Origin of the sequence: Spirosoma sp. KCTC 42546 (assembly GCF_006965485.1) — a bacterium.
Taxonomy (GTDB): domain Bacteria; phylum Bacteroidota; class Bacteroidia; order Cytophagales; family Spirosomataceae; genus Spirosoma.
The window spans coordinates 4,819,055-4,841,378 of record NZ_CP041360.1; the positions used below are offsets into that span (position 1 = coordinate 4,819,055).

21 protein-coding genes are annotated in these 22,324 nt (G+C 44.2%); 8 read left to right on the forward strand and 13 right to left on the reverse strand.

Features of this window, described 5'->3' with window-relative positions; genetic code table 11:
- Positions 1–2,694, reverse strand: a complete 2,694-nt coding sequence (locus EXU85_RS36065) for an AAA family ATPase (RefSeq protein WP_142773738.1) — start codon at positions 2,692–2,694, stop codon at positions 1–3.
- A 26-nt stretch (positions 2,695–2,720) separates the two neighbouring features.
- On the reverse strand, positions 2,721–4,067 hold the full coding sequence (locus EXU85_RS19760) for a restriction endonuclease subunit S (RefSeq protein WP_142773739.1): 1,347 nt from the start codon (positions 4,065–4,067) through the stop codon (positions 2,721–2,723).
- Between the two features lie 199 nt (positions 4,068–4,266).
- On the opposite strand from EXU85_RS19760, the gene EXU85_RS19765 reads away from it, so the two are divergent.
- The gene (locus EXU85_RS19765; RefSeq protein ID WP_142773740.1) at positions 4,267–4,863 is read left to right on the forward strand and encodes a Panacea domain-containing protein; all 597 of its coding nucleotides are present in this window, start codon (positions 4,267–4,269) and stop codon (positions 4,861–4,863) included.
- A complete protein-coding gene (locus EXU85_RS19770; RefSeq protein ID WP_210422389.1) occupies positions 4,864–5,373 on the forward strand; it encodes a hypothetical protein in 510 nt (169 codons plus the stop codon). It begins immediately after the preceding gene.
- Here the strand turns inward: EXU85_RS19770 and EXU85_RS19775 are convergent.
- Positions 5,362–8,118: a DEAD/DEAH box helicase family protein gene (locus tag EXU85_RS19775; protein WP_142773742.1), complete on the reverse strand. Its 2,757-nt coding sequence runs from the start codon at positions 8,116–8,118 to the stop codon at positions 5,362–5,364. The genes EXU85_RS19770 and EXU85_RS19775 overlap by 12 nt on opposite strands.
- Positions 8,119–8,891: 773 nt before the next feature.
- On the reverse strand, positions 8,892–9,524 hold the full coding sequence (locus EXU85_RS19780) for a hypothetical protein (protein ID WP_142773743.1): 633 nt from the start codon (positions 9,522–9,524) through the stop codon (positions 8,892–8,894).
- A gap of 264 nt (positions 9,525–9,788) precedes the next feature.
- On the opposite strand from EXU85_RS19780, the gene EXU85_RS19785 reads away from it, so the two are divergent.
- Positions 9,789–10,430: a DUF4291 domain-containing protein gene (locus EXU85_RS19785; RefSeq protein ID WP_142773744.1), complete on the forward strand. Its 642-nt coding sequence runs from the start codon at positions 9,789–9,791 to the stop codon at positions 10,428–10,430.
- Positions 10,431–10,444: 14 nt separating this feature from the next.
- Here the strand turns inward: EXU85_RS19785 and EXU85_RS19790 are convergent, their stop codons facing one another.
- Together EXU85_RS19790 and EXU85_RS19795 are read right to left on the reverse strand one after the other, a co-directional pair.
- Positions 10,445–11,188, reverse strand: coding sequence for an IS982 family transposase (locus tag EXU85_RS19790; RefSeq protein WP_142770562.1), 744 nt, complete (start codon positions 11,186–11,188; stop codon positions 10,445–10,447).
- Between the two features lie 320 nt (positions 11,189–11,508).
- On the reverse strand, positions 11,509–11,676 hold the full coding sequence (locus tag EXU85_RS19795; protein ID WP_246859165.1) for a hypothetical protein: 168 nt from the start codon (positions 11,674–11,676) through the stop codon (positions 11,509–11,511).
- Positions 11,677–12,622: 946 nt separating this feature from the next.
- Between EXU85_RS19795 and EXU85_RS19800 the strand changes: the two genes are divergently transcribed.
- The 3 genes from EXU85_RS19800 to EXU85_RS19810 all read left to right on the forward strand — a co-directional run bounded on the left by EXU85_RS19800 (position 12,623) and on the right by EXU85_RS19810 (position 16,108).
- Complete coding sequence (locus EXU85_RS19800) at positions 12,623–12,814, forward strand: Kazal-type serine protease inhibitor domain-containing protein (RefSeq protein WP_246859640.1); 192 nt, start codon at positions 12,623–12,625, stop codon at positions 12,812–12,814.
- 450 nt (positions 12,815–13,264) lie between these two features.
- On the forward strand, positions 13,265–15,355 hold the full coding sequence (locus EXU85_RS19805) for a tetratricopeptide repeat protein (protein ID WP_142773746.1): 2,091 nt from the start codon (positions 13,265–13,267) through the stop codon (positions 15,353–15,355).
- A 396-nt stretch (positions 15,356–15,751) separates the two neighbouring features.
- Positions 15,752–16,108, forward strand: coding sequence for a LytTR family DNA-binding domain-containing protein (locus tag EXU85_RS19810; RefSeq protein ID WP_142773747.1), 357 nt, complete (start codon positions 15,752–15,754; stop codon positions 16,106–16,108).
- Between the two features lie 55 nt (positions 16,109–16,163).
- On the opposite strand, the gene EXU85_RS19815 is transcribed toward EXU85_RS19810, so the two are convergent.
- The 3 genes from EXU85_RS19815 to EXU85_RS19825 form a co-directional block, all read right to left on the reverse strand.
- On the reverse strand, positions 16,164–16,997 hold the full coding sequence (locus EXU85_RS19815) for an SPFH domain-containing protein (RefSeq protein WP_142773748.1): 834 nt from the start codon (positions 16,995–16,997) through the stop codon (positions 16,164–16,166).
- Positions 16,994–17,185 carry a hypothetical protein gene (locus EXU85_RS19820; RefSeq protein WP_142773749.1) on the reverse strand — a complete coding sequence of 64 codons (192 nt, stop codon included), beginning with the start codon at positions 17,183–17,185 and terminating at the stop codon, positions 16,994–16,996. Before EXU85_RS19820 ends, EXU85_RS19815 begins: the two co-directional genes overlap by 4 nt.
- 207 nt (positions 17,186–17,392) lie before the next feature.
- Complete coding sequence (locus EXU85_RS19825; protein ID WP_142773750.1) at positions 17,393–17,617, reverse strand: hypothetical protein; 225 nt, start codon at positions 17,615–17,617, stop codon at positions 17,393–17,395.
- A 660-nt stretch (positions 17,618–18,277) separates the two neighbouring features.
- Here EXU85_RS19825 and EXU85_RS19835 point away from each other — a divergent pair.
- On the forward strand, positions 18,278–18,721 hold the full coding sequence (locus EXU85_RS19835; protein ID WP_168207827.1) for a response regulator: 444 nt from the start codon (positions 18,278–18,280) through the stop codon (positions 18,719–18,721).
- On the opposite strand, the gene EXU85_RS19840 is transcribed toward EXU85_RS19835, so the two are convergent.
- The 4 genes from EXU85_RS19840 to EXU85_RS19855 all read right to left on the reverse strand — a co-directional run bounded on the left by EXU85_RS19840 (position 18,690) and on the right by EXU85_RS19855 (position 21,544).
- Positions 18,690–19,094, reverse strand: a complete 405-nt coding sequence (locus EXU85_RS19840) for a hypothetical protein (protein WP_142773752.1) — start codon at positions 19,092–19,094, stop codon at positions 18,690–18,692. The genes EXU85_RS19835 and EXU85_RS19840 overlap by 32 nt on opposite strands.
- An 812-nt stretch (positions 19,095–19,906) precedes the next feature.
- Complete coding sequence (locus EXU85_RS19845; protein WP_142773753.1) at positions 19,907–20,266, reverse strand: hypothetical protein; 360 nt, start codon at positions 20,264–20,266, stop codon at positions 19,907–19,909.
- 334 nt (positions 20,267–20,600) lie between these two features.
- The gene (locus EXU85_RS36210; RefSeq protein ID WP_142773754.1) at positions 20,601–20,771 is read right to left on the reverse strand and encodes a hypothetical protein; all 171 of its coding nucleotides are present in this window, start codon (positions 20,769–20,771) and stop codon (positions 20,601–20,603) included.
- Between the two features lie 524 nt (positions 20,772–21,295).
- The gene (locus EXU85_RS19855) at positions 21,296–21,544 is read right to left on the reverse strand and encodes a hypothetical protein (protein WP_168207828.1); all 249 of its coding nucleotides are present in this window, start codon (positions 21,542–21,544) and stop codon (positions 21,296–21,298) included.
- A 505-nt stretch (positions 21,545–22,049) separates the two neighbouring features.
- Here EXU85_RS19855 and EXU85_RS36000 point away from each other — a divergent pair.
- Positions 22,050–22,181 (forward strand): hypothetical protein, encoded by a 132-nt coding sequence (locus EXU85_RS36000; RefSeq protein WP_256365991.1) that lies wholly within the window; start codon positions 22,050–22,052, stop codon positions 22,179–22,181.
- Positions 22,182–22,324: the final 143 nt, after the last annotated feature.

Below are 22,324 nucleotides of genomic sequence, written 5' to 3' on the forward strand. Positions count from 1 at the left end.
CTAGCTGACGATCAACTGGTCGGTTATTTCATCCTGTACCGCTTTAACGCCCGCTTTGTCCAGAATCCCAATGACAGTTTTGGCATTCCCGTTAAAATACTCCATCAGGAGCGGGATAACACGGTTGTTAAAAACTCCGTTTAGCTGGTCCTGGGTCTTACCGATAAAATAAGCGTGGCCAATCAGGAAATCGGCGGATTTATGTTGAGCCCGGATAGACCGGTTCAGGTTGTTCAGCATTATTTCTAAATCGGGTTCCAGCAGGTGGGCTTCGGGCTTTTTATAGATAAACTCAAACCGGCGACGGAGGGCTATATCCAGTAACGCCAGGGACTTATCGGCCGTATTCATGGTTCCGATCAGGTACAGATTAGGCGGAACTGAAAATAGCTCGCCCGATGGTAAGGTTACAGTCAGTTCATTATCCCCTCCAAGCCGTTTGTCATCTTCCAGTAGGGTAATTAGCTCCCCGAATACCCGAGACATATTGGCCCGGTTGATCTCGTCAATGATCAGAACGTAGTTTTTAAGTTCAATCGGTTCTGAAGTCGAGTCATAGGAACCCAACTCTTGTATACCTTTTATAATTGCCTCATAATATGGACCTTCCTCGTCAATAGATTTAATACCTCTATACATCTCACCAAGAGTTATAATAGAAATAAGTTGACGCGTTTTTCTTTCAGGAACTTTTATCCATAGGGCCTTATATTTATCCTGATAATCTGCTATTCGGAATTTTCCCCCATTACTACTTTTGAGGTCCATTTCATTACCAGCTCTAACAGCTTTTATATACTCATTAAATGCCTTTTCAAACGCCCTTAGGCTGATTTTCGGCCTTGTTGGTAAGCTGTCTTCGTAGTTAGCTCGGGCCAGTTTAGCCATCTTATAAAAGATACCCTCCCGCTGTTCGAACTGAAGATTCCCCGCTGTTACATCCGGCTTCAGCCCCATCACGAAATCCTCGTAGGTATAGTTCTGGTGGAAGGTAACGAACTCGATCTGGCCCTCTTTCCGAAGCTGGTCGAACCGGGCTTTAGTAGTCTTACGGTCGTCTTTCTCCTTACCATCTATAATGTCCACCGCCAGATTTATAGTTTCATAGGTTTTCCCCGTACCTGGAGGGCCATAGAGGATAATGTTTTTAGGGTATCGAGCATCCATTTTTGGACTGGGCATGATGGCTTCTGGTTGAATAATATTAAGTAGCCCGTGTTTCTCGAAAACCTGTCGGTACTGGGGATACGGTTTAACGTACTCCTGGATAATTTGGGGGCCAAATAGGATTGGAGAAAAAGTATCACTTTGAAATAGTCTCTTAATACCTGGAAACTGATTTTCGGTATATAACCACTCCTTATCTGCAAGCCAGTCTACTGCTCGAAAATGTCTGTTATGGATTGTATCGTCTCGGTATTGATAGGGGCCAGTTATAAGGCCAATACCAACAACTTTGTTCTGCCCCCAGTTGGCAATTATTACATCACCGATGGATGAATCCCTGAACATCATCATGTTCAACGTCTCATTTGGGGTATTATCTGATTTACCAGTATAATTGTCGAGATCAGCTAACGTATTGTACTGATCAAGAGGGCCGATATCGTAGTTCGATGAATAGATGGCCATGATCCTTTCCTCAACATCGTTCCACAAACCAGCTGTTTGACTTCCAGGGGAGTACTTCCAGAACCGTCGGCCCGCTATCGGAATTACTGACCGGGCCAAACGTTCAATAGTCTCAAACTGCTCCTGGGTGGCGGTAAAATTAGTCCCTTGGTTCCCGCCTTTAAAATCAGCGAAGGCTGGCAATCCCTGAATGTCTGCTTTGGTAACGGGCTGATTCCATAGGTTTAGAAGTACCTTTATTTTTACTCGTTGGGCCGATTCACCCGCAAATCCGGTTAACTGGTAAGGCTGTTCGCCAACTTCATCTAAGCCGGTGTATACTTCCGACACTACTTCGGCTAGGGCATAACACCCAGCTTCCGTGCCTGTTACCCATAAAATGACGTTATCGCCGACTTTAACTTGTTGGGAATGGGCTGTCACTCGCCATGTTCGAAGGGCATTATCTTCTAGCGACTTCACAATCCGAAATTGGGACGGACTCCCCAGAAAAACCCAGTAGTTTACATCGGCTACGGTTTCTGCGACTACTGGCTGGCTGGCAACTTTAATGGACTCCTCCAGTTCTTGTTTAGGAACATGAAATGTGTCGTACGAGCCGGACTCACGAATGATGTTTTCAATAATCACTCTATGTTCGTCCAGGAAAGTACTTATATTGACCTTCCAGTCAGGGTCTGTATAGTAGTGTTCGTATCGATAGCCTCTAATTTTTCGAAACTTATCCGGCCCAATTTGCTGAATTATCTGATCGTATATTTCCCGTTGAGCCATTAAATGTGGGTCATCGAATACAATCATCAGGCGGCAATAGTTGATTAGGTTGGTAGCCGAATCATAGCCGAGACAGAGCGTAACGCTTCGGGTCTTGTTATTATTACTAACCGGGAGGTATAAGCCGATGGAGATATAATGATCGTCTCCTGAAAACAGATAGACGTTTCTGGGTCTGCCAGCTTTGTTTTTCTGCCGGAGCAAATAGGTCAACTCAGCTTCCGGGTGTTCGCTCCGGTAGGTTTCCAGGAAATCGAAGACTGCCCGGTGGTAATCGGTAATGGCCATTAACGTGATGTGGATTTAGGACTCGATTAAAACAAACTCAGCTGATCGCCTGACGATCCGGCGTTCCGGCCCTCATAGACCGGAAATAGCTCCGGAATGGCTTCCAACTCCTCTAACTTTAGTTTATCAACAGACGTAGTAATCAGCTTACCTTCAAAGGCCTGTTTCAGGATACTCTGTCGTAGATTCTCAGCCCGAACCAGTTCCTGACGGATCGTGGCTTCCATCGCATCAGCCTCCGATAACCGAGCTTCGATTTCCGATACGATTTGGGTTTGGGTAGTGAGGCCAGGGAAAGGCATTTCCAGATTCTTAAGTTGGGAAGTATTGATCCTAGGTCGAGTTGCTCCATGAACATCAAGGGTTACGGTTTTATGGACTCGTTCGGTACTTAGTGAGTAAACCAAGAATTTACGATTCACCTGGTTTTCATCTGTCCGGATACAGAAACAATCAGCTTTGTTAATAGCCTTGTACTTAAGTTGTGGAATAAGAGTAGCTCTGACATTCTCTCCGACGAAAGACGAAAAGACAATATCTCCATCGAAGATCTCATGTTTCTCAAGAGACGTAAATTTATCTTCCGAAATGAAAGTTTCTTTCTCACCAATGAACTCCATTCGGCCAACATTTTCTAGGCGAATAACCTGATAACCTGGTTGAGGAATATAGTCACTTGTTTTAAGGTTTGAACCAAACGGCCCGTCAAAGACTCGTTTTACTACATCTCCTAGCTTCACCCGTTCCCAATCCGGGTTATTCAGGTAATGATGGAGAACCGCCTGACGATACGTTTTCAGTCGGGCGAGGGCCGTTTTTAGCTCCTGTACTCCGGCATCCAATTCGGAAAATAACTCCTCGATCTTAGCTACAATCTGATGCTGGACGGGGAGAGGGGGGAGAAATATCTCGACTCCTTTGACATCCTGTTGATTAATACTAGCTTGGTTCACTGCCTGTTTGGCATTTTTCCGTATCTCCTTTAAGCCTGATGGACTTGTTAGAAAGTGAACTACATATTGGGTATGGGCAATCTGTGAATCTAGGGCAAACCGCATGATATTACTTTCAAATACGGTTTCTTCTGTTAAACCTTTTATGTTGGCACATTTCCCTATATGGGTCATGCTATTTACCCGGTTAACCAGTATGTCTCCTTGATTAAGTTTGTATAAGGCTAATTCCTCTGGTTCAATTTGAACTCGACGGAACGATTCTTGTGGATTTAATATGCCATCATAAAAATTATCAATCCTAACGATTCGGTTTCCTGAGCCGTAAAAAGTTTGGGATTTATATAATCCATTTTGTGGCCCTGACATTATCACTTCCCCCAACTTCTTCCTAACCCAACCTTCCGGCAACTGTGACATGATTTTTATTCGGTAATGGATAGGCAAGATACAGAATCGGTGGAGAGTTAACGAGGGACGAGGGCTTACCAAGCCATAGGAAATTCGGGTAGATTTTCGAAGGCTCTTTCTTTCTAAACTGTAAATCAGATGCTTAGCGAAAACATAGCATGATTATTGTTGTTATATTACGTATATTTGTATCCCATTTTCCTGTTACATGACGAAAAGCCAACCCTATACACAAGCCGATTTGGCCAAACTCGGTAACGTCCTTATTTACCTGGTCGATAGGTTGGGCCCGATTTCTAAAACCAAGGCCCTCAAACTGATTTACCTAGTACAGGAGGTTTCGGTAAAAACTTACGGCTTACCCTTTTTCAATATGCCTTTTCTGGTATGGCGGTTAGGTCCCGTAGCCGAAGACGTTTTCGTTGATCTGTCGGCCGAAGAACCCGTTTTACTAGCAAACTATATTCAGCGTCAGGAAGAAGACTGTAAGACGTTTATCCATGCCTCCCAACCTTTTTCGGATGACGAGTTTTCGGATAACGAAATGGAAATTCTGGCGCTGGTGGCCAAAACCTATGGTTCACTCTCCGCCGAACGGCTGGTCGAAGTAATCCACCGTCCCCATTCGCTCTGGTACCAAACGGCCCGAGAGAACGGCGTTTTAGACTACCTCGAACAGGGACGAATGACAACGACCAATTTCGAAATTGATTTCGGTCGTTTACTGGACGACATGCCCGAACGAAAACGAATGTACACCGGTCAACTGGACTATCTGGAACAAAGCCGAGCGTTAAAAGTATAAGTGAATCCCTATAGCCCCTGCTCGGGGCTACTTTTTTACTACGTATCCACCGTGTTTATCGAAGGCTCACTGCTGTATTTCGACCCGTTTTATTTTAAAAGTGGGAATACAGCCAAACCCAAGTACTTTTTAGTTCTAAAGGTAACAGCCAATCAAACTATTCTGGCATCGCTCCCATCCAGTCAGGATTACGTTCCGTCTTACCAGCCAATTGCCCACGGCTGTATTGAACTGGCAGAGGCTAATTTTAGCTGTTACGTATTTATAGCCAATCAGCCGGTTCTGACCGACGGCTGGGCATTTCCTAAAAACACCTTCTTATACGGGCAGCAAATAGACGAGTACCCGATTGAGACGCTTGCTGACATCTATCCAGTGGAAGGTGTTGACTATCAGATTATCGGACAACTGACTACTGATGAGTTTATCCGGGTCAAACGTTGCTTTACCCAGTCGGCCACGGTCAAACGGAAATACAAACGAATATTGGCTGAGGGTCTAGGCGGCTAGCTGCTCATTCAGTTCATCAATCAACGGGAACGTCCGATCTCCGAACAGGTTCCAGAGTTTACCCAGACCGCCATGTTCCACAAAGGGGGATAGATCAAAATCGTCCCGGTCGAGGTGGATGGATCGGGCAATGGTATCCTTCATCATCCGCAACCATTCTATCTGTTCTTCGGTGAATTTCAACGCTCCGGCCTGTTGGCGGAACACCCAGTTCTGGAAATTCCGGTTCACCGCCTGATCGTAGCTGGTTAGTACGGTATCAATCTCCAGCACTCTCCGGATCAGCGATACCAGGGCGATCAGCTCATGTTTAGGTTGCGACCCATTTACCTTGTCCAATACCTCGTAGGCTTTCCAGACCGTAAACGGAGACAGATCGGGCCGATCCGTTTTAAGCTTCTCCCCTACTTCCTGAATCATCCGGTAGGTAAGCTCCCGGCGTCGGTTCGGCTGGTTGTAGAAGATCTGAAGGGCAGTAATCTCGTCCCGATGTTCGTAGAGATAGACTTTAAAATCAGTGACAATCGTCCCCGCTTTTTCGGCCATCGAGGCATCCCAGCCAACAGAAATAACCGTATCCAGATTTACGCCATCAATCAACTGGTCGTGATCCCGACGAATAGATTCAATCAGGTTTCGGTAGTTGGGATCATCAAATACAGCTATAGCCTCCCGGATCAGTTCCTCTCGGGCATCGTCCAGGATAGCAGGGGTTACTGCTTCTCCAGTAACTTCCAGAAGGAGTCGTGCCCGTTCCTCCAGTTTATCGGGGTTATAGGCATCCAGTAACTCATTGACAACCCGGTTAATGGTTTTACCACCAGCGGCCGCTGTCAGTTGATTCCGTTCTGCCGGACTCAGTTGTTTTTCCAGACGAGTAAGCCGGTTCGCCAGTGAGGTCAGGGTATCTTCTGAGGTATCGCCCCCAACCGCTACATTCCAGAGCAGATTCTTCAGGGAAACCCCCGGTTTACGTTCGAGCGGCCGACTATCTGTTTTTAAGGACTTACTAACCCCTACTGCATCGACCAGGACAAAGTGGGTTTTATTCCCTACCGCCGAGGGGGTTACTTTCCGAAGATCGTCGCCCGGCATGGTACGGGTGCCCCGGCCTTTCATCTGCTCGAAGTACGACCGCGACTTTACATCCCGCATGAACAGAAGGCATTCGATAGCCTTGACATCGGTACCGGTAGCAATCATGTCCACGGTTACGGCGATCCGGGGATAATAAGCCGTTCGGAACTGCTGAAGAACTTCCGATGGTTTTTCGCCCCCATTCTTACCCACGCTATAGGTTACTTTCCGGCAGAACTCATTGCCCTCTCCGAATACCTCCCGGACAGTTTTAATAATATCGTCGGCGTGGAAATCGCTCTTGGCAAAGATCAGGGTTTTAGGGACCTCTGCCCGGTGAGGGAAAATCTCGGGTAGTTTATCGTGGAAGGTTCGAACAACGGTACGTATCTGATCCGGGTTTACCACATCCCGGTCAAGAGCCGTACCAGAATAGGTAATCTCTTCATCCAGTTGCTCCCACCGTTTTTTACGGGTTTGTCGCTCCCGTTTATCGACCCACTCGCCGGCCTTTACGACCGCTCCATGTTTAGTGATGTGGGTTTCGATTGAATACACGTCAAAGGGTACGTTAACCCCATCAGCTACCGCCCGTTCGTAGGTATACTCGCTGACTACATTCCGGTTAAAGAAGCCAAAGGTTCGGTTGTCGGGTGTGGCCGTTAAACCAATCAGGAAGGCGTCAAAGTAATCAAGCACCTGCTTCCACTCGTTATAAATGGAGCGATGGCATTCGTCGATGATCACGAAATCAAAAGCCTCAATCGGAATACGGGCGTTATAGACTACTTCACGGGAAACCGGCGTAACCACCCGTTCATTCAGCGACTCCTCCTCGGCTGTTTCATCAATCTCCTCCCCCCGCAGAGACGAGTACATCCGCTGAATGGTACTGATACAGACCTGGGCCGACGGATCGACAAAGGAGGACCGGAGCCGCTGTACGTTATAGAGTTCGTTAAATTTCCGGGGGTCATCATTGGGAGAAAATGCCTGGAATTCCTGTTCAGCCTGCTCACCCAGGTTTCGGGTATCGACCAGGAACAGTATCCGTCGGGCTTTGGCGTATTTCAACAGCCGGTACGTCGCGGTAATCGCGGTGAAGGTTTTACCGGATCCAGTGGCCATTTGAACCAGCGCCCGGGGCTGATTCTTCCCGAAGGATTTTTCCAGGTTCGTTATAGCTGTTATCTGGCAGTCCCGTAGGTGCAATGTATCCAGATCAGGAAACCCTTGTAGTCGCTGACGTAGGGAGGTGCCCTGTTTTACCCAGTCCCGAAGGGTTTCAGGTCGATGAAACGAAAAGGTTTCTCTTGACCGGGGAGCGGGGTCACTGTTATCAGTAAAATGGGTTTCTGCTCCGGTGGATTCATAAACAAATCGTAAGGGCTGATGGTCTTTCTGCCACTTTAATTTACTGACAGCATAGCGGGCCGACTGTTCCTCTACCGGAGTCAGGATAGCCCCTTCCGGTTTTGCTTCGATAACTCCTACTGGCTTCCGGTCAATAAAAAGTAGATAATCAGCCGGACCGGAATCGGTTGGATACTCCCGAACAGCGACACCCAGGCCAGCCGAAAAATTCAGGGTCTTCACATCCTGTACGAGCCAACCAGCATCGACCAACATTCGGTCAATCTGTTGACGGGCAATCTGTTCCGGGGTCATGGGTGGATACTAGTTTATGGAAGCAAATAAACTATTTTATTGGTAAGTTTCTGTTAACCAACATGATTATATTCTAAGATTTACCTATTTAATAAAGTACCGAATAGTAAAGTAGAGGTCAAATATGTTGACTTAATAAGGTTGCTTTAAACTAAATTCGGTAGAATCGTATAACCTTAGCCATCTTAACCAATTTAGAAAATATGGTTCATTATCCCCTTGAGTCTAACTCTCCTTCCGATCTAGAGAAAATATTAAAATCCTATGACGGCTTAGCTAAGTTAGCCGATACTGCTCATTCTGACACTCATAGACTGGCAGCTCATTTACACAATAAAGAGGAGCAGGATAATCTTCGGTCTGAGCTAATCCGCACGATTTCAAAGGCTCCTATTCTACCATTATATAGTGCAGTTAATAGCGTTATTAAAGACCAAAAATCTTGGGTTTAGGATCTTCCAAAATAACTTTTCTAGTAATACAAAGTGAAAACTGCCACATTAATTTTCAGGGGTTTATAAACTTCGGAAACCGTCCGGTCAGCCGGAGCTGTCAAAAGAACGTGGCCAACAAAATACAGCATAACCGCAGTTGATAACGTATACTTGTAACATATAGCAAGGGTAGCTTTAATAAATTGCTTTAATTCCGAATTTCTCTCATAAAGCTACACTATCCCCTTTACGGTAGCGCAGGGTTGCGCCATTCTCCACTAACCGGTTCCAGCAGGGGCAAAAGAAATAGAGGAGTATCATGTAATATTACGTTAAGGCTTAGAAGGGATAACAAACACCATTAGAATAGGTAGCGGTATAGAATCGCTGGTATAACTCACAGACTTGCTGCTTCAAATAGGCGGAATTAGTAGGGTGGTTCTGCTCAACATGGAAATTAGTAAACACCAGGGACTGTCTGCCCCGGTCCACTACCCAGGTCAGGATGAGTGATGAGGCCCCTATTGGTACGGGCATGTACAAGCCCAACGTTAACAAGCCCACTCCAGCTCCTTTTAGACTCTGTTGCCTGTAATTAGTTTTTGTTCGATAAAAGCCTTGTTGGTAGGAAATAATCAACTGATCAACGCCATTTACTTGCATCAGTGAATCCAGGCTCCTTGAAATGCGGCACGAATCTACGATTTGCTGTCGCCTGGGCTTCGACTTCGTACTATTCAGTTTGGTATTGATAGCAAAAATCTCCTGATATATCTTTCGATACGTAGCGGTATCAGTCGTAACTTCTTTGGCCGCAAGATGATGACTCAGGGCCTCTTGAGTCGACTCGAGTAATTTTTTCTTGGCCTTTTGGGAAGTCAGTGAGTCGAAAGTCACTTTATTAGCTTCTTTAATGACCCCGATATAGCAATTGGGCGTGAGTATACCAATGGTTAAATTTCTGCTCTTCACCCCTGGATCAGGGTATATATACCGGTAGGATTTACAACTTGACAAGCAAATAAAAATAGCGGTAAACCAATAAATGGGTGAGAAAGGTGTTTTCATGAAGAAGCGTCTATTTCTGCTTATTATTGCAGCTAAACTACTGCAAAAACAGTCCTGGCAAAATTAGTGCATAGCACCCGGCCAGTCTACCTCAGGAGGCTACTAATGTAAATAGGTCAAACACCCGAGCGGAAAAGGTCTATGTGTTGCCTACTATTTCTGGAACAAATGACTTTAAAAACAATTCCGTATCTAAACTATGAAACTGATTTGCCACAAGCTGCCCAGCTTGTTTTAGGTCAGCTTCGGGGGCAAAACATAATCGTATATCAGGCATTCAATCCACAGATTGTTGATTACGCTGTTGCTCATCAACGATTTGGAGGCCCAGCTTATTCATTTTCGCGAATGGCATGGATTAAGCCTAACTTCCTTTGGATGATGTACAGGTCAGGTTGGGCCAAGAAGGAGAATCAAGAGAAGATCGTAGCGATTGAAATCAGCCTAGAGAATTTTGAAACCTTATTGAAGCAAGCCGTCCATTCTTCTTTTCAGCCAGCTATTTACTCTACACGAGAGCATTGGAAAACTAGTTTGATCGAGTCTGAAGTTAGGTTGCAATGGGATCCAGATCACAATCCGACAGGCAGGAAATTAGAAAGACGAGCCATTCAATTAGGTCTGAAAGGCGATACGCTAAAGCTATTCGCAACGGATTGGATTGTGTCTATTGAGGATATTACCGAATTCGTCCTTGACCAAGGCCGCTTTGTTGAAAAGGGCGCAATGGAAAAATTAACCGTAATAAAAGAACAGGTAATTCCCATTTCAAACCCACATTTGACTGCCAAACTGAAGCTAACTAATTAACCCAAGTTGTGTGGTTAAAAGAAAAACAAGAGGTGGTGGGACAATATAAAGCCTACTACTTTAAGTAAAAAGCCATTAGCCGTTACCGCATGAATGCGCCGAGGCCAGCGATCCACTAACTGACTAATATCGGTTTCCACGTGCCGTCGCGCCTGCTGGCGCAGCCAGTTGGTGCAGTAATCATTGTCAGCCTGATGGGAATTACTGCGCCGAATGGGCTCAAAGGCTATCCCAGCCGCTTGGGCTAACAAGTCCTCCTGGATGTAGTGGTTATAGGCTTTATCACCGTAAACGGTGCTACAGACCGGTAAGTCAAAACCCAACAACTCGAAGGCAATTTGATCATGGTTACTGCCTGGTGTGAAGTCAAACTCTACGATCCGCCCATCAGCGGCCGTGACCAAATGCACTTTATAACCGTAGAAATATTCCCGTTTACTGGCGTTATAGCCTCGAAAAGCCGCTCCTTGCACCAGTCGGCAACGACTAATGCGAATGTTTTTACAGACCGGCAGGGGACAAGAATCAATGGCAAAGTGGGTATTCTCGGCCTTGGCCCAGCTACTTAGCAACGCAACGAGTTCAGCTAGCCGGTCTTGCAGCCTGTAGAGTCGCCGGTTAAATTGAGAGCGGCTGAGTTTGTGGGTGATGTTGCGAGCACGCTTCATCGAGCGCATGGCCTGCTGGCAGTTGCCGCCAAAGTCCAGACAAGCGATGACAAACACAAACAAGACCGCACCGGCGGCCCGGCTCGGCATCGATCAGTTTAGGTGGTTGCCCACTGGCAGAAGCGCCCGTGGAGCGACAGTGGTTGCAAGTCTTAAGATAGTCGTCTATCATTGCGTACACGAACACATCGCGTAAGTCGTCGGTGTCGAAGTGGAGCATGGTCAATAGTTTAGGTTTGGCGACTCAAAACTATTCAAACCATGCTTTTTTATTTAATGCAGCTTATTACCACACAACTTGGGTTAATTAATTAAATTTGCCGCTAAGAGCTACTCATGCGTACTATCAATCGGGCTAACGATCAGCTATAAACGCATGCAATGCAACTAATTTTCAGTTTTCGCGAGAATCATGGAGAGACCGTGCCTAGTAAAAACATCTCCCGTTCTTTATATAGGCGCTGGCCACACAGCTGATTTGTGAGCGATTCGGTAGCTTCATAGGTTGCCTCCATCATCTGTTCCTCGCAATCAAACTCCTGCCATTTCTGTTCGATTACGTTAACAAAGCCCTTCATAGTACAAAATGTCAGACAGAAATCTACCAGCTCATGAGTCGTATACATAGTACTGTCCCTTGGAAGTCATATAAGGTGGTTACTCCCCTGTCTGGGCCAGACACGATGTATACTATATAAACAATTCGGTCTTTATAAGTGGCTTGCTGAACAGACAAATTCTGGTTCTTAGTGGCTACTGTGTCTGCTACAATTGCCTTTAACCAAGACAATTCTTCTAAGGGCTTGGTTACAGTACAGGAGGGAGGAATATCATCAACCATTGAGGATGGATGACAGGCCGCTAATAGCCAGCTACAGACTAGAAAGTTTAGGTAAAAAATGAAGCTTTTTATAAACGAGTACCTTTGCACTTATTGATTCTACCCCCAGCCAATACGTTGTTCCAACGTTTTTAGACTTTAACATAAAGCTTTTTTTTACTAACGATTCCAACTTTTAAAGGTTGAAAATGGTCTAGGCTGAAAACCACTTCTTATGAGACCTGGCCTATGTATATTATTAGTTGTGTTGGCAGGATGCCATAAGGAACCGGGTTTATCTGTTGAACCTAGCCAACTTGTAGGCACATGGAATAGCCTTTCAACTTCTGTGTTACCTACTGAAAAACCTATTACTCGCTGGACGTTTACAACAGAATATCTATACATAGTAGGTGATACAGTAAACGCTTGTCAGCCGGTTGATGGTAATACGAATTATAATCATCCTTATAAATATAAGATTGAAGATAATACGCTGGTTATGCGGTATGTGGGGTTCACGACTGGCCTAGTCCCTATACCGGATATTCGTTGGCGTATTAGCTCCATCACGACAAGCGAAGTCGTGTTAGATAAACCACGCCTAGTACTTGAGACGTGCCCGTAAGATTTGTTGCAACTTCATAGGTTAATCGTTTACCCTAAATTCAGCATTTATGAAGCGTTTCTGCTTTCTGTTTTGGATGCTAGTTTCGTTTCCCGGCTGTAGCAAAAAAGTCGAACCAGATTGCATTGAAAAGCCAAGAGACTCGTCAGGGTGTTATACCAATTTTGATCCTGTTTGTGGATGTAATGGGAAGACGTATAGCAATGCGTGTGAAGCAAAAGCACATGGTATTGAATCCTACACAACGGGAGAATGCAAAAAGCAGTAAGAAGGGCTAACCATATTGCCACTTAGTCAACAGAAATTCCAACCCTTGAGATGGTCCTGAAATTCCGGACACGATACTTTTTTAACTTCGTGCCAAATGGCCAAACATTCAACCGCCAAGGCAGACCGTTCCCAAACAGAAGTTTGCTCTTCCTAAGATGCCTTTGCAGCATGTGCTATTGCTATCCTTCTTTGGGCCCCTATCATGGCTTTTTCATATCTAAAACCAGAAACAACACCAACAAAAACGATTGGAGTTATGGGTGCCCAGCGATTATGTCGAATCAGAAAAATAAATTCCATATAGCCGTCATTTAAGCCACAAAAAAACTTGCAGAGGTTAGCCGGATAAAGCAAGATACTGCTATAGACTATCTACCAATTTCTACCAACTTTATCCTATATTAAAGGCATAAAAAAAAATTGTGCCTTTATTATAGGCAACCTATCCATGCTTCAATCCCATGTACTTCGTATACGCTCGCTATTGAACCGTATCGTCAGGAAAAGCGCGCTCCTCATCTTACTTGGTGTATGTCTTCAGGTTCAGGGGCAAAAAATTGATTCATTACAAAAACAACTCGCACGAACTCGTCTGGATACGAATCGTGTACATACCTTATATGAACTGAGCTATGCTTACTGGCTTGGCGGTGATGATTCGCTAGCCATCTTCTACGGTATACAATCGGCTCAGTTGGCTAAACGTCTTGGCTTTTTACAGGGCGAGGGAAAAGCCCGGTTACGTCTTGTTCGTATTGAGGCCGACCGATTAGTTGATGTGCAGGGAGCGTTTGCCCAACTGGATACGGTCCGGCTGATTTCTATTAAACTGAAAGACAGACACATGGAGGCCGAGTCTTATATTCGAAAAGCACAGCTTCTGGAAGGCAACCTAACGAGGCAAAAAGAAACTATGCCCCTTTTAGACAAAGCCAATGCTATTTTTATTGATCTGAATGATAAACCATGGCAGGGGACAGTCTTTAATGAAAAGGCTCAGATTTTTGCCCGTAGCGGACAATTCAGCAAGTCAGTTGAACTGTATTTAAAAGCCCGGCAGCTTCAGGAGGAAGCAAATGACTTGGCAGGACTACGTTCCACTCTTCCAAATCTTGGTGTAGTTTATTCTGCGTTGGGTTTGTATACCGAAGCATTAAAAATATTTGATGAGGCCGCTATTGTAGCCAAAAAACGTAACGATAAACTACTTGAGGCATTTTTGCTAAATCAGCGGGCGGATATTTTCGAAAAAGAGGGTAAGTACAGCGCTGCCTTAACGGCATTGTCCGAGGCCGAAACGATCAACAAAGCCATTCATGCAGTCTATAGCCTACCAAAGGTATACGCACGTATGGGTAAGGTATATATTAAGCGTAAAGACTACGAAAACGCGCTAAAATTCACCCAACTGGGTGATAAACTGTATCGGGATGCTGTCGATCTGGGTGATTTTGTGGACCACATGGTTCAGCTGAACTACGGAAAAATTTATCTGGCAAAAAAACAATACAATCGGGTGCTATCATACGCAGCAAAAGGATTGGCATTTGCGGAAGAATCAGATCCGCCCTTGCTGGCCGAAGCCGCAGAATATCATTGGTTACTAGCCCAATCGTATGAGGCTACTAACCGCACCGATAAGGCATTGTTCCATTATAAAAAATTCAAAATGGCTTCGGATTCACTACTTAATAAAGAATCCCTGCAAAAAGCCACAGCCTCCGCAATGAATTATGAATTCGATAAGCAACGGCAACAGACTAAATTAAGCCTACAAACGCTCAAGAACGATAAGCTTACTCAGGCGCGTAATTTTCTGGTTGGCTTATCGGCACTGGCCATTTTACTCGCGGGAATAATTTTCTGGTCCAATCGGAAGCTAACGGCAAAAAATCATGAACTGACTGTCAAAAATCGGGAAATTGAGGAGGCTCTTTTTAAAGGCCAGTCTATAGAACGAAAACGGGTTGCCTCAGAACTGCACGATAATCTGAATACCAAACTGGCGGCATTACGCTGGCGCATGGAAGCTTGGGATGTATCAGACTATAACGAGGAAGACCGTAAATTCTACGCCGGTTTAATTCAGATGCTCGAAGATGTGTATTCGGATGTTCGACAGATTTCCCATAACCTGCTACCCACAGAATTGCAAACACAGGGATTGGCTTCTGCTTTACAAACCTTAACGGATAAACTCAATTTTAACCCACACATGCAATTCAGTCTGGACAAAAGTGGCTTAAAAAAGCGCCCGGACTCTAAAATAGAATTTGAGTTATACCATGTAGTGTTGGAATTGATTAATAATAGTATCAAACATTCTCAGGCAGACCAGGTAGTGCTAAGTCTGACTCAAAATGCAAGAAAAATCCTTTTGTCGGTGAGTGATAATGGGGTAGGATTTACAATTGACCCGCAAGCCAACGGAATAGGCATGCGGAATATCCTTGCCCGAGTCGATACACTTGAGGGTACATGCAGGATCGAAAGCTCGCCCGGACATGGAACCCGGGTTGAGATTGAAGTCCCAGCCTAAATCCAGCGAATAAGCCTACTCCATCCTCCCCAGTGTAGGTAGTTTACGACGAGTCGACATGGACAGGATAAAGGCGAAACGCTAGTTCAATACACTACGTTAACCTACAAACTTCGGTTGTCCACTATCCAATTCAGGTTTTTCACAACATTTAGCCCACCCACTTCCGGCAGCACTGTACCTTGCAGTGGAATTATCCAACCTACCTCTTTTTTAAAGGCAAAAGCCCCAACCAAATCAGGAAGGGGCTTTTTGCATAAGTTGGGTAAGTACTCTTACGCATTAAGATGGGAACACCATTTCTTAGATGAAAGAGCCTTACTAAGGTCGAAAAAAAACGCCGAGTCCATCAGAATCAGTGTTTTTATATTTCCATCCACTTAAGTTATCTACAGTATGAAGCGGTTAGCTGCTGCACAACTTCAACATAACTTTGATCCAGCTCAGGTTCTCTATTTAATTGGTGATGTCAATTACTCTATGGTTCACCTGGTTAGTGGTAAGGCTATTTTATCCAGCAGAACACTAAAGTGGTATAGTGATCGGTGGCCTCATTTTATTCGTATTCACAAAGCCCACCTTATCAATCCCGATCAGGTTCATAGCTGTGTGGTGATTTCTTCAACGATAGCGCACCTAATTATGAACGACGGCGCTCGTCTTCCAATAGGTCGACGTCGAATTAGAGAGGTTATTGATCAATTAAGCAGTGATCTTCCAAAAAATTCCATAGTTGGCTATTACGCTGAATAAGCCTGACCAATTAGACAGATTCAGAGTAATAGGCAGGCCCTTTTGGCTGATCAATTTATTTAATGGGTAGCTGAATCATTGTTGACGTACCACTCCCAAGCTGAGTAGTAGGCAGTTGGCCGTTCCACTTCTTTATCCACTCCTGTTGCACCAGCAAAGGCGTTAACGTCTTTTGTTTCAGTTCATTGGCTCTGGCTTCCGCTTCTGCTTCAATAATTTTTGCGCGGGCAATCCCACTCGCTTTTGTCACAGCGATTTCGGCACTTGCTTTTTCTGCTGCCACCTGGTTATTCAAACGCAGGGCATTTTGTACAGCCGTATTCTTGGCATCAATCATAGCCTGTAATGATTCAGGTGGGGTCAGGTTTGAGGTAATGTTCTCGAATGAGAATCCATCGTCGGTCAATGATTTACGAAGTTTAGCCTCGACCTGTTCTTCAAAACCAACCCGGTTATTGACTAATGAATCGGGAGTAAACGTATTAGCTACATCACGGTAGGAGTTATATACAATTGTCCTCAGGATATTATTTTCAATGTCGGGAAGCTCCTTTCGATACTTTCGATATACGTTAGCACCTTGACCTTTAACCAGATGATAGTTTAATGTGGGGTCAATTTTGAACAGGGTACCTCCTTTGGCGCTAACAGTAAATGGGTCAAAATCTTTGGTCTGGGTAAACGTAGGATATTGTTCGATGAATGAAGTAAGCGGATTATAAAATATCCAGCCTGTTACATTTTCAATATCAGATGCCCCCCGGTCGGAGCCTATTTTGCTGACTTTAATACCTTCGTGACTGGCATCCACAGTGGTGCAACTTTTACTTAGTAAGAGTACTGCCAACAGGGCCACAACAGAATAGATTACAATCCGTAGTTTGCTCATTTTACGTTAAAGGGATTTTTAGTGAATGCTCTTGTCTTTAGAGAGACTACGATTACCCCAACCAGGAAGAAAAGTCCGGCAATATTGAGGTACGTGTTTTTCTGGTTAAGTAATGTAAAGCCAGCATCAACAGCGAGCATGAACAGTACTGCCCAGGCCAGAATAAGGAAAACTCGTTGAATACTCATCGATTAAGGAAATTGATTTTCTGCTGGCTAAGGTAATTACGGCCGTAGTTGTCAGGTAATTATTTTGTTTAAATGGACAAAATGGGCGTTTTTACTACCTTTTGTCTGTATGGGCTAATTCGTGTGGTAGTAATGATCCTTGTTCGTACACATCTATTTATTGTCAAACAGGCTCTCAACAAGGGGATTTGACACGATATGGACAGGTCATTTCGTCAACCCATTCGATCCATCTACATCGGTGGATTTGTCTGCAATTTTTCTAACATTTTCCGGCGATACAATTTTGACCATACCACTACCGTCCAGCTTAACTTTAAGCCTACCGCTGGAGGTCCAGTGAATTACGGTGGCCATGTAAAGACCCCGAAAGAATCCTTTCACGGTCTTTTCGACACTAACGCGGTCACCTGGGGAAATGACAGAATTCATAGGTGGTGGAGTTTTTGAATAGATCGCTCAATCAGACTCCTCAGTAAACACTTTACGAATCTGGTATACGCAGGCCATAAAGAGCATGATATTGATAAACAGGCCGAAATAATGACTTTTCGGATCATCTCGATACGTGGTCACTACATAGCAAATTGCCATCATACAGCCTACCCAAAAAATCACCTGAGCCCACTTCCATAAAGTCATTGTAATGTAATGATTAGTTGTTGAACATCGGGTTCCCCTGCTTTCTACTAAAGGCAGTACACAGAACTGTTTAATTACTGGCTAGTTCAGCGGATATCGCCTATTCCAGGCACTTTTGCAGGTGTCCTGCTCATACATCAAGGCGTACAAACTATCAGCAGGGCATTTTTTCTCTAGTACTAGTAAGGCCAACAAAGTAGTATGTGCCTTCACTTTCTAAATTCTCTAAAGGAAACTATTATCATTTCCCTGTCGTGCATTGCAGGCAAAAAATAGCTGATTCATCAGAAAAAATTACACGTAGCTCTTTTAGCTATATCCTCATAATGAATACCTTACATTAATAATCTTGCAAATAAGACATAAAACTTTAATTTATCAGGGAGGTTCTGGGGTGGCTTTTGTTATGTTTGAAAAGATAATTTATTCATATCTAGTTACTCCCAGTCTATGACATTGCCATCTCTACCTAAGAGCCTCTCGGATAAGTTAGTGTATTTGGTAGACGATGACGAGGAAGATGCTTTCCTCTTTGAGATGGCTATCCACGAAGTCATACCCTATTGCCGATTACGTATTTTCTATAATGGCCTAATTATGCTGGAAGTTATGGCCGACCCAGCCGCTAAACCTAATCTCATTTTTCTGGATATACAAATGCCTTATCCTGATGGATTAGAAGTATTGATGAATCTAAAAATCAATCGACAATGGGCTGATATTCCGGTTATTATGCTAACTGGAATTGAAGATGATGATAAAATCTCATTAGCCTATCAGCTCGGAGCACAATCAGTTATTAATAAGCCCGAGACTCACAGTCAACTTCTGGATATTGTCATAAATATTCGGGAATATTGGTTTAAGACCGTGCGCCTTCCTGGTCAGGCATAAACGGAATTACATGTTGTTCTAAATGCTGAAGTGATTGTAAATAGTCCTTAAGATCTTGTTCTGTTGCGAAGAGCTTAGGTTCTTTGATCGGTAATGTCAGCTTCAACGGCATTTTAACCAAATCACTATAAATTCCTATTGGCTTTAGCTCATAAACAGTAGTGGCTACTTTCAATTCGTAAGTGTCCAGTGGTTGATCAATCACGCTCATTTCCTCCAATCGACCATCAAAGAAGATACGTTCTATTTGAGCCTGAAAGTAAGGATAGGTAGGCCCTTTTTTATTTGCAAGGCGTTGGCCATGCTCTTGATTGACAAAAACAATATCCCCTACCTTGAATGGCAATTCAATAGGTGTAAACGTAATAGTCATAGTGGTAAGTTTTAGACAATAATACTGAGGAAATCCCTTGCTTACAACGCCCTAGCCTTAGTTTAACACAAGTGCTCTTTCAGGAAGGGAATCCTGCGTTTTACGCATCAACTCTGATAGCCCTACCTATTTTAATGCCACAAAGGGGATATGGACTGCGTAGTAGATAGTAGCGATTGCGGGCTCTGAATGGAGTCTACATTTGGTGTGGATAGAGTAGAAAGGCTGGCTCTACTAGAGTCAGCCTTTTTTTGTGTTACCTTCTGTAGCTTATACGTCCTATAGACTAAGCAAACGCTCTACCGATTAACCCGGTACTTGTTTGTGTTCGTGTAGTTCATTGAACCTGCCAGACAGGCTCGTGAACCACATATATGGGTATATGGGAAACGCTGACTCTTCTGGAGTCAGCGTTTTTTTGTGGCTATGTAACTTTTGGTAAAATTCTGAGTCTCAAGGATACATTACCCGTACACCCATATATACATTTGTAGCCCCTTCGTAATTGAGGGGGCTACTTGTTTTCGGTCCTATATACATCCAGGGGAATCTTAATTAAATCAGCTCTATAAGCCTATTTGCTGACGCATTCTACAAAGAGGTGAGTTAAAACTCGGTTCCATCAGCAATACTATCTGATTGTCCACTGCCTGCAACGTTATCTGTTAGTACATTGTAAGCTGGCATGGGCAATGATCAATGACACACAGACCCATAAGTATTATACTACACAGCCCACATTTCATCAATTCGTATAAGCAACAAAGCCCGATGGTGGTCGGGCTTTGTTGCTTAATTTAACCTTTCGGCTCTTACTGCATGGCAATCGTACGGCTGGTCTGTTGAACAGGCGTCGACAGATTTACTTGTTTCCGAATGCTGCCTTCACTCGATTTTACTTCCAGCTCATACTCTCCGTCGGCCAGTTGATCAACGTTCATCTTCATAGCATACCTGGCTTCTTTCTTGCCAATAGTTTGCTGATACAGCACCTCATTGTTTTTGTCGCGAAGCAATACTACGACTGGCGTTTCGGTTGATTTTTGGACAGCCACCCGGATTTCATGGTTGATCGTCACATACGCACTGGCATCGAACGAAAGCGTTTTAGGGGTTGTAGGGTTAATCAGGGAAGAAGCACTCAATAAAATAGAGGCTGCTAGTTTGCTCATTGGTAGTAACATGGTAGTAATGCGTTAACTGTTTTAAGATGTTGTTTACTGAGTTAATTTAGTAAGTCCAAAGCTCGTGCCAATTCAGTATATATACTGACAAACAGCAGGTTACCTCCTGTACTGATTTTTAGTAGTGTCCAGAACTGGACAAGCCTTGTTCACTTGCGGACAAAATTAGGGCAAGGCATTACGAACAGAAATCCATATTTGACCAGATGTTGAAATCAGGCAATAAAGCGTATAAAAGGGGAGATAAATGGTAAAACCCGTGAAGCACCAGGCACAGGCTATTGCCGTCGGGAAACCAAACGATCAATGTGCTTATCCCCTATCAATGCCACCGAAGTGCATTGATGTTGTGGCCAATATTCGTACCTTCTGCCAGACCTACTTCATTATCATGCCGGGTATGAATACCGCCCATCAGCCGAGAATCAGCACATTCCAGCGCAGCCGCCCCAAATGAGGTGTAGTGCCGGGCTTCATAGGTTATTGAATACAATCTATAATTCGGAAAATACTGAGCATTATTCGCAGGGCTTGGATTAGCAGGCAGCTCAACTTTTACATAGATTTCACAACGATTCGCGAGGGTATTATCCGTGAATGAAAAACCAGGGCTATATAAGTCGGTTAGAACACTCGCTGTAGCAGCCGATTGAACCGCATGGCCTGAATAAAACGAATAAAGGCATCGGCTACGGCCATACCCTCACGGGCGTAGGTTTCAGCCGCTTTTACTAAATTGACATGGCTATTGCGGATGGCAATCGTAGCCAGATTATAGGAGTGCCCAGGGGGCGAACAGGTTTCCGTTGAATCATCTCCCCATCACATGACAGTGGCCTGGTCGGTTTCAGTGAGGGTGTGTTTCCGGTCGAATTCTTCTTTATACATACTAATTACTGGTTGTATCAGTCAAGTAGACCAAAGGTTTTGGCAATGGCAGTTGACTATTACGCGCTGAGAATGTTCGGTTCTTTCCCCAGGTTGGATGCATCGGAATTTTTGTGTTCGATTGCCCAATCAGAGGAGTACCCATAAGCCAGTACCTACCGGCCGTACATAATCTATGGGGAAATTCTGCTCATATCCCTGATGTCCGCCATCGTTTTTCGACCATTCAAAAATTTTCGCAGCTATAGCTTTACCAAATTGCTCAGAGCGCTCCACAACCTCGGGGCTATTTCGAGCTGCATAATAGGTATGTATTGCTCCTGCCAGAGAATCAACAGGATGCGTTTTTTCGGTATAGGCATAGAGCGCTTTAAGCATATACGCCTGTCCGGCATTAGAGCTAGTTCCCAGCAATACGTCTTCTTAAGGTCAGGTTTGGGTAACGAAAGGGTATCAGACAGCTTACAAATGACTGACCGATAGGTAGGAGAAGCAAACACAACGGTTTCGTACATGGTCAGGCCCAGATAGCCAATGGCTCGGAAACCATAGGTAGGCGTATTCTTCGGGGCTTTTGTCATAACCCGAACGGTCATATCTGCCCAGCTAGTAGCAACTGGCTCAATGACTAAAGCAGAGGTACTAAACTGAGCATATGCTGAATTGCTACAAACACAGAACAAAAATACGTTAACTATACAAATTGCAGTTAAATAGTTCACTAAACTATGAGACCGTTTTAAATACAGGAATTACTTAACAAAAAGTTTGCCTGTTACTAGTAATAATCTACTACCAACAGGTACTCTGTAAAACCAAATGAATTTATTGACATTCCAAGCAATCCCTCCTAACTTGGTAACTAGTCAAACCATTTTTCAAGATGTACCCAACTAAAGAATACGATGCCGAAGGCGATTATTACGGAGTGATTTACAGGGGTAGCCTGATTAAGCCTATTCTGGGAATTATGCTGGCTGTAGGCGTCTGGTGGTTCCTGAGGAGACGTAGATAAACAAATTTTCTTTACTCACAGCATCTCTGGAGGAAATGTTTTTTTTCTTTATTATTGATTTAGTGGTCTTTATGACAATTTTTAGCTACTAAATGCATCATGAGTTTGCTTTATAGAGTTTTAGTTGTTTATTTAACTTTTAG